This is a genomic window from Sphingobacterium sp. HSC-15S19, assembly GCF_050433745.1.
Taxonomy (GTDB): domain Bacteria; phylum Bacteroidota; class Bacteroidia; order Sphingobacteriales; family Sphingobacteriaceae; genus Sphingobacterium; species Sphingobacterium siyangense.
In genome coordinates this window covers 116,358-135,880 of sequence record NZ_JBNPWQ010000015.1, presented here as the reverse complement: position 1 = coordinate 135,880, position 19,523 = coordinate 116,358, and the positions used below count along the sequence as shown (strand labels likewise).

The window sequence follows — 19,523 nt, the reverse complement described above, 5'->3', positions numbered from 1 at the left end:
TGTCTCAAATTTTATTGAGGCAGCTTTTTTTTTAGGGCAAATTTGTAAAAGTATTTACAAATAGATTCGCTATGCATTGAAGCACAGGATCGCTGACAATTGTCACCAATATATGACTCCTGCCAATTGTAGACATTTGTTATATTTACATATCGTTAACTAAATCAGTTTTTAGCTTATGAAGAATATTCTCGCGCTTGACGGCGGTGGTATCCGGGGTATCATTCCTGCAATGGTTCTTGTGGCTCTCGAAGAGAAGTTGCAAAAGCAGACGATGGATCCTAATGCACGGATTGCCTCCTACTTTGACTTTATTGCGGGTACAAGCAGCGGCGGAATTCTAACGAGCATTCTCTTGTATCCGGAAGAAGGCAATCCCACGCATCCTAAATTTTCAGCTCGAGATGCTTTAAACTTATTCGTCAACCATGGAACTGAAATTTTCACGGCCTCCAAATGGCGTCGATTTCTGAGTGGATTTGGTCTGGTCAGTGAGCTGTATTCGTCGAATCCATTATCGAATGTCCTGGATGAATATTTTCAAAATGCACAATTGAGCCATCTTATCAAACCATGTATCATCACTGCATATAACATTGAATTACGGAAAAATCATTTTTTCAGGCAGCAAAAAGCAATTACGCATGGCGAAGCACGGGATTTCTACCTCAAAGACGTCTGCAAGGCGACATCCGCTGCGCCCACATTTTTTCCTGTTGCAGAGATCTATTCCCTTTCAAAAACAAGATATCCGTTGATTGATGGCGGTGTGTTTGCTCAAAACCCCTCCATATGTGGTTTACTTGAAGTTTTAAAGGCTTTTAACAGCACGCAGATAAACGACATGTTTATGGTATCCTTAGGTACTGGAATGTCAAAGACAGCTTATAACTACGAACATTTTAAGAAGAAACTTGCTATACAAATCGGCCCCGCTTTAGTTGACATTATGACAAGTGCATCTTCCGAGAGTACCGAATTTTTTATTCGGCAACTATTCCAAAATAATGGTAAGCAACAAAATTATCTGCGCATAGAGCCTTCCAACTTGTCTAGTATCAATGCGTCGCTAGATGCAGCCTCGCCCAATAATATACAGAAGTTGATTTCCCTATCCGATAAAATGATCAGTGAGCACGAGGATACATTGGATTATATCGTTGCACACCTCATTAAGGAAAAGAGTCAAAATAAGAAGAAAAATCCATGGAGCCAGTTGATGGATAAGTTCTAAAAGATTACTTTTACGCATATTTTAAATCTATATGGCATTAAACTACGTTTGGGTTGCATTTTTTTTAATCACATTTGCCGTAGCCCTTGTAAAACTAATCTTTTTCGGAGATACGGAAATCTTTCAGCAAATTGTAAATTCAATCTTTGACAGTGCAAAAACGGGGGCGGAAATCTCTTTAGGGCTGATCGGCATGATGAGTTTTGCCCTTGGAATTATGAAAATTGGCGAGAAAGGTGGTATGATCAATATTTTTGCAAAAATCGTGGGCCCTTTTTTCCATAAACTATTTCCGGAAATACCCAGAAATCACCCAGCACTTGGCTCAATTCTGATGAATTTCTCGGCTAATGCGTTGGGATTAGATAATGCGGCAACGCCATTGGGACTTAAAGCGATGAAGGAACTCCAGGAGCTCAATCCCAATAAGGAAACCGCTACCAATGCACAGATCATGTTTATTGTCCTCAATGCATCTAGCTTAACCCTATTGCCTATTTCAATTATGGCTTATCGGAAGGAAGCTGGTGCTCCAGACCCTTCAGATGTATTTCTGCCAATTTTGATCGCAACCTTCTTTTCCACATTGGTGGCTTTGATTCTCGTTTCCATCTATCAAAAAATCAATTTATTTAACCGTGTAATTCTTGGATACCTGGGTGCAATGGGATTATTTATCGGTGGACTACTTTATTACTTTTCGGGACTGCAACAAACAGAAATTGAAATATTCAGCAAAGTATTTGGTAATGTTATTTTATTCAGCTTATTTACCTCTTTCATAGGTTTGGCTCTTTTCCGTAAAGTAAATGTGTACGATTCATTTATTGAAGGTGCCAAAGAGGGCTTCGAAGTTTCTGTAAAAATAATCCCCTATCTTGTCGCCATGCTTGTTGGTATTGCGGTATTTAGAGCATCAGGAACGATGGACTATATGGTCGCTGGAATTTCCAAAGCCATCGCATTATGTGGTCTAGACACATCTTTTGTAGACGCTTTACCGGTAGCCTTTATGAAACCGCTTAGCGGCTCCGGTGCACGTGGACTTATGGTCGATTTGATGAATGCCAAAGGTCCAATGGACTTCGCTGCCAGGGTTGCTTGTGTTATACAAGGATCGACAGAAACTACTTTTTATGTCCTCGCCGTATATTTTGGTGCAGTGGGCATAAAACGTACTAGGCATGCTTTACCATGTGCATTATTAGCCGAATTAGCCGGTGTAATCGCAGCAATAATTATCTCATACATATTTTTTAAATAACATACTTATACTACAGAAAGGTCTGCTGTTATAACAATGTCAACTATTTACAAATTATTATATTGTGATGAAAAAAACAATCGCACTAATAGCCCACGACGGCAAAAAGCCTGAAATGGTCGCATTTGTCAAAGACCACCAGGAATTATTGGAGCGCGCCAATATCATTGCCACAGGTACTACAGGCTCTTATGTCAGGCAGACAGGACTGCCTGTAGAATTGAAATTAAGTGGCCCCATGGGTGGTGATGCACAGATCGCAGCTTTAGCCGCCGAAAGAAAAGTGGACGGCATTATTTTCTTTCGCGATCCACTAGGAAAACATGCCCATGAACCAGATATTCAAATGCTTATGCGTGTATGTGATCTTTACAATGTCCCTTTGGCAACAAATCCTGCAACTGGAAGCCTTATCATTGAAGGTCTATTAGAAGACGTTGAATCCTAATTTCTATCGCTTATGGACAATGAAGTAATCGTTTCAATAGGGAAAATCCCCTATACAACGACAGTACAATACGGTAAGCATCAAATAACGGTCGATGAACCTGAAGATATAGGCGGTGAAGATCAGGGCATAAACCCTACTCCATTACTGTTATCATCCTTAGGGAGTTGCAAAGCCATTACCGTCAAAATGTATGCGGACCGCAAAAATTGGCTCCTGGAAGAAGTACAGGTGCGTTTATCTTATGAGGTGCAAACAAGTGAGCAGCAGCAAACGACCTATATACAATGCTTTATCAGCTTTAAAGGAGATCTAGATGAGGTGCAAAAGCAGCGGTTGTTCAAAATTGCTGAAAAGTGCCCCGTTCATAAGATATTATCAAATCCTATTGTAATAACTTCAAATCATTTATAATGTTTCTTGGGATAACGGATAACACTAATTATATTTGTCCGCGCAAAAAAGACCTTTAATAGCTCCTAGAATCGAATAGAAAAGGTTACTTGTCCTGCAATATAGATAATTGGAATAAAAATAAAGCAACAATGCAATTGGATCCACAAATAGCAATAGACTCGCCTTTTAGATCGATCAAACGTGAAGACTGGAAAAATTTAAACGGAAAAGTATTGCACAATTTCAGTGTCGAAGATCTGGAAAATCTCCATGCACTGAATGAACCCTTGACAAATCAGGAAATAGAAGAAGTCTACTTTCCCTTGAGTCATCTACTTGAGATTCATATTGATCGTTTCCAAAGTCTTCACCAGCGTACAAACCGCTTCTTTGGCAAGGAAGTGAGCAAACTGCCTTATATCATCGGTATAGCTGGGTCGGTTGCTGTGGGAAAAAGTACGACAGCCCGTGTGCTACAACGTGTGCTTAGTTTACTCCCGTCCAAACCGAAGGTCGATTTGGTGACCACAGACGGTTTTCTTTACCCGAATCAATATCTTATCGAACGCGGTATTCTAAACCGAAAAGGCTTTCCTGAAAGCTATGATGCTAAAAGATTGATTCATTTCCTTTCAGCAGTGAAATCAGGAGCTCCAAAAATTACGGTTCCAGTATACAGCCACCTGGTCTATGACGTGTTGCCAGACGAACAGCAACAAGTGATTGAACAACCCGACATCCTTATTGTAGAAGGGATAAATGTATTACAAGTCAATTCCCAGCGACCACGAAAGGGACATAGCGTATTCGTTTCCGACTTTTTTGATTATTCAATCTATGTACATGCCAGCGAGAAAAATCTTATTGAATGGTATACCAATCGATTTGAGTCACTGCGTGCCACTGCATTTCAAAATCCGGCTTCATTTTTCCATAAATATGCAAATATGACAGCTGATGAAAGTCACACCATGGCTGTAAATATCTGGAACGAAATTAATAAGCCCAATCTAATTAAAAACATTTTGCCAACGAGATATCGCGCCGATCTTATTTTGGAAAAAGGAAGCCACCACTTTGTTAAAAATGTCAAAGTAAGAAAGATTTGACCCTACAGTCTCGTAAACTGCAGGATTTCATTTAATATGCTGCTTTGTACCTGTTGATGTACTTTATTGCTGGATGAGATTGCACTAACCTCAACTTTATATTTGATATAATCTTTAGTCATATCGGCGACCTTAATTGTAAAACCTTGGGAATGATCTAAATTTGGATTTTTTTGTAATAATGGACTTAAATACTGTTCCAATTCCGCCACTGCAAACGAGCGATCAATCGGCAATTCGAATTTTACAACAATTTTATTTGACTTTTGGGAGGTCTTATTGACCAACGTTGCAGTAAACACCAAATTATTGGGAATCATCACAGCGTCGTCATCTTCATCGCGCACAACCAGATTAGCCAACGTGATATCCACGATTTTCCCCTGATATTCGCCGATTTTTATGCGATCGCCTACAGAAAACTGATCCGAAAACATAATAATCAAACCAGATATCATATTCGTGATGTATTCTCTAAAAATCACAGCAATGGCCATTGCGACAATTGTCATGCTGGTGATAAAATCTTTTGGGTTAATCCCAACAGCTATCATTAGGCTGACAATAATGAAAAAGACATTGCCTACCGTGGCGACACGCGTAATTCCAAGCACAAAATTACCCCGTACAACCTGCTGCTCATTTCGGCTATTGTATAGTTTTACAAGGATAAAATGACCAATGGAGATCAGGACACTAGCTGTTAGAAAAGTATTTAAGCCGTATGCCATATTCCGGATGATCTCCCGCTGCTTATAAAAGGTTTCAAATTGAACAAAGGATGCCGTTAGCGCAATCAACAATATAATTCGGACGATAAAAGAAATTGAAATCGATTTTGTCATTTTTTACACAAGCTTAAGTTGTCTATCTAGTCAAATTTAATGTTCTCCCATTCACTATTCAAGATATTTCATGTAAAATGGCTTCAAACGGGCTTGCTAAACTAAACAATTTTACTTTACGTAAAAAGCATTATCAGGAAATAGCTATCTTTGGCTAAAGACATTACATGCTATTAAATGAAGGAATCGAACGTGCAAACTGAACTTAACGTAAGCGGAATGCACTGTGCAAATTGTGCTATTTCAATCCACAAATACCTAGAAAACAACGGTGCTAAGGATATCTATGTCGATTTTGCATCAGATGAAGTGAAATTTTCGGAGATACCGCTGGAACAAATACCTGTGCTGGTCAAAGGCATTGAGTCTTTGGGTTACAAAGTTATGGAGGGTAAGGATAAGAAACCTAGCTTTTGGAAATCTATCGAGCTTAAGTTCCTCTGCTGCCTCATCTTTACGATACCCTTGTGGAGTCACATGTTTACGAATTTACCTATTCTACATGATCCCTTTATCCAACTCGCGCTTTGTGCGCCAGTTTACATCATTGGTTTTTCCTATTTTGGCATCAGTGCATTTCGTTCCATCTGGAACAAAATGCCCAATATGGATGTACTCATCTTTATTGGATCTACAGCTGCTTTTGCCTATAGTCTCATTGGAACATATTATAATCTAGGACATGATTACCAGTTCTACGAAACATGTGCAACAATCATAACACTGGTATTTTTGGGAAATGTCCTCGAAAAAAGAGCCGTTACCAAAACCACATCAGCCATCAAAGAGCTGGTTAAATATCAAGATATACCCGCTATCAAAATTGAAAATGACCAAGAAGTCGAGCTATTAGCCCGAGAAATTAAATCCGGTGATATTTTAAAAGTAAATTCTGGAAATCTCATCCCCGCTGATGGCGATATTTTGGAAGGACAGGCTTGGGTGGACGAATCTATGCTAACCGGAGAAAGTCTACCTATTGAAAAACTTAAATATGATGCCGTCATCGGCGGTACCTTACTAACCGAAGGAAATATCAGAATCGTGGCGACCAAAGTTGGGTCTAAAAGTGTACTGTATCAGATTATCCAATTAATTAAAGATGCGCAGAGTAAAAAGCCACCTATTCAAAAATTTGGTGATAAAGTAGCCGCTTATTTCGTTCCAATCGTTGTGACGATATCATTTTTCACTTTTTTTGTTACTTATTTTATCGCACAATTGCCGCTGCAGCAATCCCTCATGAATGCCATAGCTACCCTTGTTGTATCCTGTCCATGCGCCATGGGGCTAGCCACACCTACTGCTGTCATGGTTGGCCTGGGAAGAGCTGCAAAAAGTGGAATACTGATCAAAGGCGGAAGCACCATCGAGGAGATGTCCGATCTCAAACAGATGGTATTTGACAAAACGGGGACCCTAACGACAGGCGATTTTAATATCAAAGCGATTCAGACCTTTGGTATCGAACAATCGCAAGTCGAATCGATCATCGCACAATTGGAGAGTTATTCGAGCCATCCGATCGCCAAGTCGATCCGAAAACAACTCCAGGAGATAAAATCTTACCGCATTATCTTCAAGGAAGTCAATGAAATAAAAGGGAAAGGAATCTTTGCGACCGACACAAATGGAAATAACTACTCCATTTGCAATGCAAAACTTGGCGAAAAAGATTACTCTAATCGTTATGACCTTACCTTAACCATCAATGGCGTTGTAATTGCAGGCATTGTCCTCGAAGATCAAATTAAGCCGTATGCAAAGGAACTCATCCAATACCTCAAAGATAAAGGCATACGGCCTATTCTTTTGAGTGGAGATCGACAAAGCAAATGTGAACGCACAGCACAGAAACTTGGTATTGCGGATGTATATTGGGATAAATCGCCAGAAGAAAAATTAGCAATATTGTTCAAACTCAAAAAGAATGGCCCTACCGCAATGGTTGGTGACGGTATCAATGACGCTCCCGCATTAGCTGCTGCCGATGTTGGCATCTCGCTTGGCGATTCGACACATATTGCCATCCAATCGGCCAAGGTGGTTTTATTAAACAATGAGCTCAAATCTATTGAAAAGCTGCTGGAAATTGGTCACCATACCCTATTGACGATAAAGCAAAATCTCTTTTGGGCGTTCGCGTACAATATTGTGGCCATACCGCTTGCCGCGGTTGGCTTTCTCGGACCTATGCTTGCCGCCCTTAGCATGGCCTTTTCAGACTTAATTGTCATCGGCAATTCGATTCGGCTCCGCTTTAAAAAAATCAAATAAAAAGGATACCCCATAAGTACCAAGACAATCCATAAAAGATTGTCTTTTTTGTGTATATTAGGGCTTAAATCATTCGCTTTTGAGGTTAAATTTTTGTAACTTCGCATGCGTGGCAAGCCAGTTTAGAGGGCTTGCATACTAGTTTTATTGAAACCAAATTCATATGGCTGAAGAAACAGAAAACGACAACAATCTTGTTCCGGCAAACGACCGGATTATCCCAATTAACATCGAGGATCAGATGAAGTCTGCCTACATTGACTACTCCATGTCTGTCATTGTATCAAGAGCACTTCCTGATGCGCGTGATGGCATGAAGCCAGTACACAGACGTGTTCTTTATGGCATGCTGGACTTAGGGGTTACCAGTGGCAAGCCTTACAAAAAGTCTGCCCGTATCGTTGGTGACGTATTAGGTAAATATCACCCACATGGTGATTCATCCGTTTATGACACCATGGTTCGTATGGCTCAAGATTGGAGTTTACGTTATCCTTTGGTAGATGGTCAAGGTAACTACGGTTCCATCGATGGCGATCCACCTGCGGCGATGCGTTATACGGAGGCAAGATTAAAGAAAATTGCCGAGGAAATGCTATCTGATATCAACAAAGATACGGTTGATTTCCAAAATAACTTTGACGATTCCCTACAAGAACCAACAGTCCTTCCCACCCGTATTCCAAATCTCCTGGTCAACGGAGCTTCGGGGATTGCAGTGGGTATGGCTACAAATATGGCCCCACATAACCTATCCGAGGTTATCGATGGTACAATCGCTTTTATTGATAATCGTGATATCGAGGTTTCGGAATTGATGCAGCACATCAAAGGTCCAGACTTCCCTACAGGTGCATTAATCTACGGCTATGCTGGGGTTCAAGATGCTTGTAATACAGGTCGTGGCCGTATTGTTATGCGTGCAAAAGCTGAAATAGAAGCAACCAAATCGGGTAGAGAGCAGATTATCGTCACCGAAATTCCTTATCAAGTGAACAAGGCGAATATGATCGAGCGTACAGCCGAATTAGTTAACGAAAAGAAATTAGAAGGAATTTCTGCTATTCGTGATGAATCTGACCGTACCGGGATGCGTATTGTGTACGACATCAAGCGCGATGCAAATGCAAATGTTGTTTTAAACAATTTGTTTAAATACACAGCGCTACAAACTTCATTTTCAGTAAACAACATTGCTTTAGTTAAAGGAAGGCCAATGCTATTGAATCTGAAAGACATGATTCATGAGTTTGTAGAGCATAGACATGAGGTAATCGTTAGACGTACACGCTATGAGCTGGCGGAAGCTGAAAAACGTGCTCATATTCTAGAGGGGTATTTAATTGCCTTGGATCATTTGGATGAAGTCATCAAATTGATCCGTAATTCGGATACTCCGGAAGATGCACGCCTTGGATTAATGGAGAAATTTGGCCTATCCGATCTTCAGGCTCGCGCGATCCTTGATATGACCTTACGTCGTCTAACAGGACTGGAACGTGATAAGATTAAAGAGGAATATGCTGAATTGATGAAAACAATTGACTATTTAAAATCGATATTGGAAGACGAGGGACTTCGTATGAAAATTATCAAAGATGAGTTAATTGAGATCAAAGAAAAATATGGTGACGAACGTAGATCCCAGATTGTACACTCTGCTGAAGATATGCGTATGGAAGATTTTATTGATGATGAAGAAATCGTTATCACAATCTCCCACAACAGTTACGTAAAACGCACACCATTATCCGAATACAAACGTCAGGGTCGCGGTGGCCGCGGATCAATTGGCACAAATACACGCGAAGAAGATTTTACCGAACATATCATTACAGCGTCGGCACATAATTATATGCTGCTATTTACAGAGGCAGGTCGCTGTTTCTGGTTGCGTGCATTTGAGATTCCTGAAGGAAGCCGTACTTCTAGAGGTCGAGCACTTCAAAATATAATCAACGTTCCAAAAGAAGAGAAAATAAAGGCCTTCATCCTGGTGAAGAACCTGAAAGACCAAGATTATTTGGAAAACAACTTCATTATTATGTGTACCAAAAAAGGTACGATTAAGAAGACGTCTTTGGAAGCCTATTCTCGTCCAAGAGCAAATGGTATCAATGCCATCAATATCAATGAAGGCGATCAATTAATTGAGGCTTGTTTGACTACTGGAAGCAGCGAAATTGTCATGGCACTGCGTTCTGGTCGTGCAATTCGTTTCAATGAATCTACGGTTCGTCCAATGGGCAGAACGGCAACAGGTGTACGTGGTATCACCTTGGCAGCGGAAAGCGATGAGGTGATTGGCATGATTAGTGTGAATGATTCGGAAACTACCGTGTTGGTCGTTTCTGAAAAAGGATATGGAAAACGTACAGATATCGAGGATTATCGCGTAACGAATCGTGGTGGTAAAGGTGTGAAAACAATCAACGTTACAGATAAAACAGGCGAACTCGTTGCGATAAAAGGCGTTACAGACAACGAAGATTTAATGATCATCAACAAGTCTGGTATTGTTATCCGTATTGCTGTGGAAGAATTAAGAGTAATGGGACGTGCAACACAAGGTGTAAGACTCATTAATTTAAAAGATAACGACGAGATCGCTTCTATTACGAAAGTCGATCGTGAAGAAGAATCTGAAGAAGAGTCTGAACTGACCGAAGAGTCAACGGAAAATGGCGATTCAACTTCTGAAGAAAACACGGACTTAAACGAAGAATAAATAGTCTAATGAAAAACTTACTGATATCATTGTTAATATCTGCAAGTAGTTTAACTGTTGTTGCCCAATCCAATCTGAAAGAGGGCAGCAACAGTTTTGCTTTATATACCAAAACTGGCGAATTTAAAAATCTTGAAAATGCGCGAAAGTTTGCAGACGCCGCCTTCCAATCGAAGAAAGATTCAGCTTCTGTCAACAATAATCTTTTAAGAGCATTGGTATATAGCTCCTTGGCAGTTGCAGATTCAACAAGGAAGCAGCCATATAAAATGGATCCTATCGACGTATCCATCAAATCACTTAAGCTTCTGGATCAAAAAAAAGCACGTCGAAACTTTCCTGCAGAGATGGACTATATTCGTCAAAATCTTGCTGGAGCCATCTCTTATCAGGGAGCTTTGGCTTTAAAAGATGGCAAGTTTGACAAAGCGTATAAAGCTTACCTTCGAATAGATTCACTTGGCTTCAAAAATAATGATCTCAAATATAATCTGGCCGTACTCTCCGGCAAGAATAAAGATTATATGAATTCGATCAAATATTATGACGAACTCATTAAAAGTGAACATCCCAAACCTAATTACTTTCTTGAATTGGCACAGATTTATTCGCTCGGAGGTACTAAACAGGATGTCTTGAACGTTCTTGAAAAAGGACATGCTATATTTCCTGAAAATAAACAGATACTTTTTAGATTAATTGATGTGTATTCAGCCAATAATTCTTATGACGCTATCTTAAATGTCATTGCTGATGCCATTCGTTTAGAACCTGAAAATGTCGAACTGAACTATATTGCGGGCTATTCTTATGAAAACGCCAATGATATAAAACGAGCGAAAGAGTATTATAATAATGTATTGCGGTTGGATCCGAATAATTATGAATCTAATCTTGCATTAGGACTAATTAATCTGGAGACTTTATTAAAGGAACCTTCCAACCAAGATATACAAGAGTTGACCATCGAGTATCTGTTGAAGGCAAATGAGATTAAGCCTTATGATGTCAATGCGCTTAAAGCTTTGGCTAAATATTATAAGCTTATTGATGACGCATCACAATTAGACAGAGTGAATTTATTATTGAATCAATTAACAGTTAAATAGATATGAATTTAAAATCTCTATTATTATTAGCAGCAATAGGTACTGTATCTACCTCAGTTTCTTTTGCGCAGACGGGTAATGTTAAAAAGGCGAAGTCAGCCCTGGCGAAATTCCAAGAATTGAAAGACGCTGGTACAGTTCAATTGGGTATCTCCAATTTGAAATCGGCAAAAGAAGCTATTGACGCAGCTGTTGTCAATGACAAAACAAAAGATAATGCTGAGGCATGGACGGTATACGCATTGGTAAATGCAAACCTATCAACAATAGATAAGTCATCTGAATTAGCGAAATTGGCTGAGGACGGAATTGCTAGAGCAAAACAGCTCGATACAGACGGTGCAAATAAAGCGAATATTACTGTTGCAGAACAAATTCTGGGACAATATAATTTCAATTTGGGTGCAGAAGCCTATCAAGCACAAAAATATGCTGAGTCTTATAGCTCCTTTACAAAAGCATTGACATATCTTCCTGGAGATACATTAGTTACTTATTACAGTGGCGTTGCAGCACTATCAAACAAAGATTATAAGAATGCTGTGGAACGTTATAAAGAACTAATTCCAAGAAAAGATTTCTCTTCGCATAAAACGATTATGGTCGATTTACCTAAATTGTACCTCTCTATGCAAGATACGACTTCAGCACTTGAATATGCAAAAAAAGCAGCTGAAGCTTATCCAGATGACAATGCAGCAATGACTCAAAACATCGAATTGAATTTGATTACAGGTCACGAAAAAGAAACAATTGATGCCATTACAGCACAATTAGCAAAAGATCCAAACAATAAAAGCTTAAATTATTACTTAGGTATTGCCCAATCTTCAGCAAAAAATGAGGATGCAGCAGTTGCAGCATACAAAAAGGCTTTGGAGATCGACCCTAACTTTTTTGAAGCAAATACAAATTTGGCGATCACGTTGATGAACAAAACACGTGAAAAATTAAATGTTGTTAATAATAACAGAAAATTGACGCAGGCCCAATATGATGCAGAATTAAATAAGATTAAAGCAGAATTAAAGCCAGTGCTTCCGTACTTAGAGAAAGCAGTTTCTTTGCAGCCCAAAAATGTAGATGCTTTAACGAATTTAAAGAACTACTATATTTTTATGCAAGACGAAGCTAAAACTGCCGAAATCAATGCTAAGATCAAAGAAGTAGAATAAAAAAATAAACTTTCATAAAAAAGCCCGCATAATAAGATGCGGGCTTTTTTATGAAAGTCTTTTTTGTGTTAAGCTAAAATGGCAATCAACTCAATCTGAAATATCAACGTACATTCCCCTCCTTTTCGAGGTAACAATTCTTCCTTTCCATAAGCCAGCTTTGGTGGAAGACACACTTCCCAGATTGACCCAACAGGCATCATTGAAATTGCTTCTTGCCAACCGACTATGAGTTCATTGATATAAAACGTTTCGGGACGCTTCCGCTTATACGAACTATCGAATACGGTTCCGTCTAAAAGCTCGCCTTTATAATGACAGATAACTTTCGCGGACTTTTTGGGAATCTGCCCCGCCCCCTTTGTTAATACCTTATAGTGCAAACCCGAGGCACATACAACAGCTCCATCTTGTTGTGCATACTTTTCCAAAAAGACCTTTCCAGCCTCCAGATTCTTTTCCGCAAGCGCTGCTGAACTTAACTTATTTTTCTTTCTCTGAACCAAAACTCAATTGATTAAAATTCAATATTGCTAATTATTTATGATATTCTCAAAATAACAGCTTTTTCTCCTTTTTACGAAAAAAGACCGGGTTTTTGTTCAATACTGTACCTTTATCAGCCTAGCTTTGCATCTAAGGTTTTCTCGAAACTGAACGCCTTACTCACAGGACAGTTTTCCTTTGCTTTATGCGCTATTGTTTGAAACTCAGCTTCTGTAATCGTTGGGACCTTTCCTTTCAGCTCCAGTTCAGATCGCACAATTGAACCGTTTTCGAATACAATTGTTGACACTGTCGTTAATTCCTCGGGAACAAAACCAGACTCAGAAAGATAAGCGCTCAATTGCATGGTGAAACATCCAGCGTGCGCTGCTGCCAATAATTCTTCGGGATTTGTCCCAATACCATTTTCAAAACGTGTCGAAAATGAATATTGCGTATGATCCAACGCTGTACTGTCTGTAGTCAGACTACCTTTTCCTTCTTTCAGATTGCCATTCCATTGGGCTGTTGCTTTTCTTCTCATGTTTTCTACGATCAATTATTTAATTTTTCCTATGTCAATTTCTCCTGTCGCGTTTCTAACTTTTCAGGTATCTTTTATAGAACAAAGAGTCGATCAAAAAGTTGTACACTATTGAATAAATTGATGTCGCATTTTAGACAGTGCCTACGTTAACAGCTGTATTAAAACTAAACTCATGAATAAACTATTGTACCTTTTTATTTTTGTAATTGCGTTCACTTCATGTAAAACTCGTCAAGTCAAAGAACAGGCTTTAATACAAGACTGTCCTGAAGAGAAGATTGTCAATAAAATCCCCGGCCCTCCAGTAAAGGGTGAATCTGAAAAAGTTTACTATATCTATCAAGGCAAAAGAATTTCACCAAAACAATTTGATCAAGAATGGCTCGAGAAAAATTGTGATATTAAAGAGACAGTTGTTTATTGATTTTATTTCTAAAAACAAGCATAAAGACGTAATTTCGCCTAAAATTTTTTATAATGACAATTTCTCTTCGGGAGGTCAATCAAAAGATTTTAGGCTATGTCTCTTTAACTTTCCTTGGTTATTTCACAATCGGCCTATCGCTTGCAACCCTTCCCATCTTTATTCACCAGACTTTAGGATTTAATACAATTATTGCGGGATTGGTCATTAGTGTTCAGTATGTTGCTACATTCTTACTCCGCGGTTATGCAGGAAAAATTGTGGACACCAAGGGCCCCAAGATTTCAGTTTTGCGCAGCATGTTATTTTTTGCATTATCTGGACTTCTTCTGCTCCTTGTTTTCTTATTTAAATCACAGCCTTTTATCAGTTTAGGGCTTCTGCTTATTACCCGCTTGTTTACTGGAATTGGAGAGGGGCTGGTGGGCGCGAGCCCAATAAATTGGGCATTAATGGAACTCGGCGATGAACATGCCGCAAAAGCGATTTCTTTCAACGGAATAGCCAGCTATGGTGCATTGGCTATTGGTGCCCCCTTAGGTGTTTTGATGGTGGATCATATCAATTACGAAGCTTTGGCTCTACTGACCAGTGCAGTTGGCCTCCTTGGTTATTTTTATTGTCGCGCTAAAACACCCTACCAAGTGGCACGAAAAAAGGCTGAAAAAGTGAGTTTTAAACGCGTATTGCTTTTAGTAGCACCTTTTGGAATCTGTCTTGCTTTAGGAGGTCTAGGCTTTGGCAGTATCTCCACTTTTATGACGCTTTACTATGAACATTTCAATTGGCAAAATGGCGCAGCTTGCTTAACTATATTTGGCGTATTCTTCATTTTAACACGGCTTATTTTCAATAAGGTTATTGACCAATATGGCGGACTTAAAGTTGCTTTAGTAAGTCTTTTCGTTGAAGCATTAGGTCTCATGGTTATCGCCGTGGCTATTGATCCATTATGGACTCTATTGGGCGCAGCATTAACGGGTTTTGGCTTCTCACTGGTATTTCCAGCGCTTGGTGTCGAAGCCATTAAGCGGGTAGATCAAAGTCAACAAGGCTCTGCTCTGGCTGCTTACGGACTATTTATAGACATTTCACTAGGTATCACAGGCCCTTTAGTTGGCTTTGTGGCCAATAATATGGGTATGACAGCGATATACCCATTTAGTACCATTATGGTCTCTATTGGTTTTGCCGTTGTTGGCAACCTACTCTATCAAAAGCGGCGGGAGCTGACACCATAGTCTCCCAAACATATAAACATAGCATCAAAGATATACCTACAAAAAGAGCGGATAATGTTTAAACATTATCCGCTCTTTTTGTAGGTATATCCGTTAAAATTAACCTTCAATACTAGGTACACCAACAACTTCATTGGTATCAGCGTTGTAATCGATACCGTCGAAATTGAAACCGAACAAATTGAAAAACTCGTTACGGTAACCTTCAATGTCTGAAATTTCGGCTAAATTTTCGGTTGTTGCTTTCTCCCATAATGCTGCAACTTCAGCCTGAACATCTTCACGCATTTCTAAGTCATCAACACGGATACGACCTTTGTCATCAAGCAATACCTTTCCGTCAGCGGTATAAAGTCGCTCAGCAAACAAACGTTGCATTTGTTCAATTGTACCTTCGTGAATACCTTTTTCCTTCATGACTTTATACAATAAAGAAATGTATAAAGGAACAACTGGAATAGCTGAACTTGATTGCGTAACCAAGGCTTTATTCACCGATACATAGGATACACCATTAATATCGCTCAAAATCGCGTTTATTGCAGGCACTGTTCCTTCTAAATCATCCTTTGCACGACCAATCGTACCATTACGGTAAATTGGATAAGTAAGTTCAGGACCTATGTAAGAATAGGCAACTGTTTTTGCTCCTTCAGCTAACACACCAGCAGCTTTAAGATCTTCGATCCAAAACTTCCAGTCTTCTCCACCCATAACAGCTACAGTATTCGCAATATCTTCTTCATTTTCAACTGGCTGAATGGTAATGTCTGAAATTACACCCGTATGAAAATCTACCGTTTTGTTGGTAAAAGGCTCTTGTATCGGTTTCAAAACAGAAGCGTGTGCTACGCCAGTTTTTGGATGCGTACGACGTGGTGATGCCAAACTATAAACCACTAAATCAACCTGTCCTAGATCCTTTTTAATAAGTTCAATAGTCTGTTTTTTCACTTCGTCCGAAAACGCATCGCCATTGATACTTTTGGCATATAATCCCGCCTCATGGGCTTCTTTCTCAAAAGCTGCCGAATTGTACCATCCAGCAGTTCCTGGCTTGCCTTCTGCCGCAGGTTTTTCAAAAAATACACCGATTGTAGCAGCTCCAGAACCAAATGCTGCAGAAATCCGAGATGCAATACCAAATCCAGTAGAAGCACCGATTACCAATACTTTCTTTGGACCATTCGCGATCTCACCTTTGGATTTCACGTATTCAATTTGATTTTTAATGTTTTGCGCAGCCCCTTGTGGATGCGAGGTTAAACAAATAAAACCTCTAGTTCTTGGTTGTATAATCATCTTGATTAATTTTCTTACTACTTGTTTTATTGATTAGGCAAAATAAGGAATTTTAAATGAGAAAATCGCGATAAAAATCAATTAGTTTTTGTTTCATTTCCATTTGAACGGACATTTGCTTACTTTCACAAAGTTAAGTATACATCGCACTCCTTTTATTTATGCCAATCCAATTTACAATAAAAAAGAATAAAAAAAATGCACTTTTTTTAGGAACGCTAGCTGCATTATTTTTTGCCAGCACCTTTGTTCTAAACCGAATTATGGCAGTCTCCGGAGGAAGTTGGCAATGGACAGCGTCTTTACGTTTTATTTGGATGCTTCCAATCTTACTTATCATTGTTGCCATAAGAGGAAACCTCATCGATTTACTCAAAGAAATCAAATCCAACCTTTGGCAATGGCTTCTTTGGAGTACGATCGGATTCGGGCTATTCTATGCAACACTTACCTATGGCGCAAATTATGGCCCATCTTGGCTCGTAGCTAGCACCTTCGAATTCACCATTATAGCCGGCATGTTTATTGGTCCGCTACTTGATAAAAAAGGGCAACGAAAAAGCATTTCAAAAGCTTCACTCCTCTTCTCCATCCTTATTTTTTTAGGTATTCTTTTGATGCAAATTTCAGAAGCTCAGTCAACTTCCTTAAATACAATGCTATTGGGAACCATCCCAGTGTTGATCGGCGCTATTGCCTATCCCTTAGGTAACCGTAAAATGATGAAAATATCGAACAATAGATTGGATGCTTTTCAACGTACACTCGGTATGACACTCTGTAGTATGCCATTTTGGATTATCCTGAGCCTATTTGGCTATTTAGATAATGGTCTGCCTACTGATAGTCAACTTTTCCAAACCTTTTTAGTAGCCATCTGTTCGGGAGTAATTGCCACACTTTTATTTTTCTCAGCTACCGATTTCGTTCATCAGGACCATAAAGCATTGGCAGCTGTAGAGGCAACACAGGCCATGGAAGTCATTTTTACGTTGGTTGGCGAAATTCTTATCCTGCAGGCGGCGCTTCCGAATGTATATTCCTGTATTGGTATTGTCATGGTGGTCATTGGCATGATTCTACATAGTCGCACAAGTTAATAATACCCTCACTTTTCATCTGCGTGTAATGTTCGGCTTATTTTACTCAGGTTTAAACTATTGGCCATTGCTGAGAAAATATCATAATAAGTTCCTTTATGTGCGTATAGATCTTCATGTTGCCCTTTCTCCACCACCATTCCCTTTTCCATAACCACAATGGCATTGGAATCGATGATCTGAGAGATACTATGGGAAACGATAATTACTGTACGGTCTTTCTTTATGGCATCCAAACTATTTTTAATCTGTTCGGTCGCGATGGCGTCCAAATTAGCCGTAGGCTCGTCGAGAAAAATAATCGGTGGATTTTTTAAAAATAAACGGGCTATGGCGATCCGCTGCTGTTGGCCCCCTGATAGTGACTGCGCATCTGAATCGTAACCTTTGGGCAGATCCATAATCTGCTCATGAATATAGGCTTTCTTGGCTGCTTCAATAATTTCTTCCCTAGAACTTCCCATCTTACCATACTCGATATTTTCAAAGATAGTCCCTTTAAAAATATGATTACGCTGCAATACCATACCGATATGTCGACGGAGAAACGCTGTATCATACTTTGCCAGATCTACCCCATCCAAAAAAATTTGGCCACTGCTAGGTTCATAAAATTTATCCAATAAGTTGATAATCGTGCTTTTCCCGGCCCCACTCAGCCCCACTAAAGCTGTGATTTCATTCGGCTTGATCTCAAAATTCACGTCCTTTAAAGCAACGGTTCCATTTGGATATTCAAAAAATACATTCCGTAACGCCAAATGTCCTTGAATATGTGCTGGCTTATAATCACCCTTTGATTCAATATGCTCGTCAGATTCCAAAATTTCGAAGAAAGATTCTGAATAGATCAGGGCATCGTTTACCTCATCATAAATACGGTGCAACTGACGTATCGGCGCCGAAACGTTATTAAATAACATGATATGAAACATAATCGCACCAATAGTAATTTGGCCAGAGAGAACAAGATAAGCTGTTAAAACGATGATAATGACGACAGCAATCTGTTCGACAAAATTTTTAATGCTATCATAAAGAAAACTCGTTTTTCGAGTTTCCATTTGATTCTCCGTCATTTCAAATTGGATCTTTTCATGACGTTTAGCTTCTTCTGGCTCCCGAACGAATGATTTAATTACTAAAATTGAATCGATCAAACTAATGATCCGGTTATTTTTCGACTCCCTGTAATTGCGCATCTGCCGCCTAAAGCCTGTCAACTTGGAGGCCTGAGTCTGACTAATATAAAGGTACAAAGGAATAACAGCCACTCCCACCAGCCCTACATATACATTAGCATAGAACATACAAATTAATGCTATGATTGCATTTGCAAACAAAGGCAGAATATCAATAAAGAAATTTTGGACTAAACGTGTCAACGAGCTAATACCGGCGTCTATTCGGGTAGCCAATTTTCCACTTTCATTATCACTTGAGGTATAAAAGGCTAACTTATAGGTTAAAATGCGGTTTACAATGGATTGAGAGAAGTCCCGTGCGATATAAATTCGAAGTTTCTCTCCGTAAAATTTCTGACCAAACTGAACAAAAGCGTAGACAATTTCTTTAATTAACAAAATAATACTGATCATGACGACTAGATACATACCTTTTGATAAGGGTTCTTTGGCGACCATCAGATCATTAATTCGATCGACGGTATAACGTAAAATAAAAGCGTTTATTTGCGCAGCAAAAGACCCCACTACCGTTAATAGCAAGGTATAAATAATCAACTGACGATAAGGTTTGGCAAAGGGAACAATTTTTTTAAATAATTGCGGGATAGTCATTGAAATTGATTTTAATATAGAGGAAACAACTAATCCAGG

17 protein-coding genes are annotated in these 19,523 nt (G+C 39.3%); 12 read left to right on the top strand and 5 right to left on the bottom strand.

Annotated features, from left to right (window positions below; genetic code table 11):
- Positions 1-178 precede the first annotated feature (178 nt).
- From L1283_RS14195 to coaA, 5 genes are all read left to right on the top strand, one after another.
- Positions 179-1,234: a patatin-like phospholipase family protein gene (locus L1283_RS14195; RefSeq protein WP_070568862.1), complete on the top strand. Its 1,056-nt coding sequence runs from the start codon at positions 179-181 to the stop codon at positions 1,232-1,234.
- A gap of 31 nt (positions 1,235-1,265) precedes the next feature.
- Positions 1,266-2,498, top strand: coding sequence for a nucleoside recognition domain-containing protein (locus L1283_RS14190; protein WP_046673561.1), 1,233 nt, complete (start codon positions 1,266-1,268; stop codon positions 2,496-2,498).
- 67 nt (positions 2,499-2,565) lie between these two features.
- Positions 2,566-2,946 (top strand): methylglyoxal synthase, encoded by a 381-nt coding sequence (locus L1283_RS14185; protein ID WP_046673562.1) that lies wholly within the window; start codon positions 2,566-2,568, stop codon positions 2,944-2,946.
- A gap of 12 nt (positions 2,947-2,958) precedes the next feature.
- Positions 2,959-3,360, top strand: a complete 402-nt coding sequence (locus L1283_RS14180; RefSeq protein WP_070568864.1) for an OsmC family protein — start codon at positions 2,959-2,961, stop codon at positions 3,358-3,360.
- Between the two features lie 131 nt (positions 3,361-3,491).
- Complete coding sequence (coaA, locus tag L1283_RS14175) at positions 3,492-4,451, top strand: type I pantothenate kinase (RefSeq protein WP_046673564.1); 960 nt, start codon at positions 3,492-3,494, stop codon at positions 4,449-4,451.
- 2 nt (positions 4,452-4,453) lie between these two features.
- Here the strand turns inward: coaA and L1283_RS14170 are convergent, their stop codons facing one another.
- The gene (locus L1283_RS14170) at positions 4,454-5,296 is read right to left on the bottom strand and encodes a mechanosensitive ion channel family protein (protein WP_070568869.1); all 843 of its coding nucleotides are present in this window, start codon (positions 5,294-5,296) and stop codon (positions 4,454-4,456) included.
- Positions 5,297-5,473: 177 nt separating this feature from the next.
- On the opposite strand from L1283_RS14170, the gene L1283_RS14165 reads away from it, so the two are divergent.
- The 4 genes from L1283_RS14165 (at position 5,474) to L1283_RS14150 (ending at position 12,585) form a co-directional block, all read left to right on the top strand.
- Positions 5,474-7,573 carry a heavy metal translocating P-type ATPase gene (locus L1283_RS14165; RefSeq protein ID WP_070568872.1) on the top strand — a complete coding sequence of 700 codons (2,100 nt, stop codon included), beginning with the start codon at positions 5,474-5,476 and terminating at the stop codon, positions 7,571-7,573.
- Between the two features lie 163 nt (positions 7,574-7,736).
- Positions 7,737-10,301 (top strand): DNA gyrase subunit A, encoded by a 2,565-nt coding sequence (gene gyrA / locus L1283_RS14160; RefSeq protein WP_046673567.1) that lies wholly within the window; start codon positions 7,737-7,739, stop codon positions 10,299-10,301.
- An 8-nt stretch (positions 10,302-10,309) separates the two neighbouring features.
- Complete coding sequence (locus L1283_RS14155) at positions 10,310-11,410, top strand: tetratricopeptide repeat protein (RefSeq protein ID WP_070568880.1); 1,101 nt, start codon at positions 10,310-10,312, stop codon at positions 11,408-11,410.
- Positions 11,411-11,412: 2 nt separating this feature from the next.
- A complete protein-coding gene (locus L1283_RS14150; RefSeq protein ID WP_075992766.1) occupies positions 11,413-12,585 on the top strand; it encodes a tetratricopeptide repeat protein in 1,173 nt (390 codons plus the stop codon).
- Positions 12,586-12,653: 68 nt separating this feature from the next.
- On the opposite strand, the gene L1283_RS14145 is transcribed toward L1283_RS14150, so the two are convergent.
- Together L1283_RS14145 and L1283_RS14140 are read right to left on the bottom strand one after the other, a co-directional pair.
- Positions 12,654-13,091: an FKBP-type peptidyl-prolyl cis-trans isomerase gene (locus tag L1283_RS14145; protein ID WP_088161694.1), complete on the bottom strand. Its 438-nt coding sequence runs from the start codon at positions 13,089-13,091 to the stop codon at positions 12,654-12,656.
- Positions 13,092-13,204: 113 nt separating this feature from the next.
- Positions 13,205-13,615: an OsmC family protein gene (locus tag L1283_RS14140; RefSeq protein WP_088161695.1), complete on the bottom strand. Its 411-nt coding sequence runs from the start codon at positions 13,613-13,615 to the stop codon at positions 13,205-13,207.
- A 175-nt stretch (positions 13,616-13,790) separates the two neighbouring features.
- Between L1283_RS14140 and L1283_RS14135 the strand changes: the two genes are divergently transcribed.
- A complete protein-coding gene (locus L1283_RS14135) occupies positions 13,791-14,042 on the top strand; it encodes a hypothetical protein (RefSeq protein WP_088161696.1) in 252 nt (83 codons plus the stop codon).
- A gap of 53 nt (positions 14,043-14,095) precedes the next feature.
- A complete protein-coding gene (locus L1283_RS14130; RefSeq protein ID WP_088161697.1) occupies positions 14,096-15,283 on the top strand; it encodes an MFS transporter in 1,188 nt (395 codons plus the stop codon).
- A gap of 99 nt (positions 15,284-15,382) precedes the next feature.
- On the opposite strand, the gene fabV is transcribed toward L1283_RS14130, so the two are convergent.
- On the bottom strand, positions 15,383-16,585 hold the full coding sequence (gene fabV / locus L1283_RS14125) for an enoyl-ACP reductase FabV (protein WP_088161698.1): 1,203 nt from the start codon (positions 16,583-16,585) through the stop codon (positions 15,383-15,385).
- Between the two features lie 161 nt (positions 16,586-16,746).
- Here fabV and L1283_RS14120 point away from each other — a divergent pair, with 161 nt between their 5' ends.
- Positions 16,747-17,685, top strand: a complete 939-nt coding sequence (locus L1283_RS14120; RefSeq protein WP_088161699.1) for a DMT family transporter — start codon at positions 16,747-16,749, stop codon at positions 17,683-17,685.
- 8 nt (positions 17,686-17,693) lie between these two features.
- Here L1283_RS14120 and L1283_RS14115 read toward each other — a convergent pair whose 3' ends face one another.
- Positions 17,694-19,484, bottom strand: a complete 1,791-nt coding sequence (locus L1283_RS14115; RefSeq protein WP_429626272.1) for an ABC transporter ATP-binding protein — start codon at positions 19,482-19,484, stop codon at positions 17,694-17,696.
- Positions 19,485-19,523: the final 39 nt, after the last annotated feature.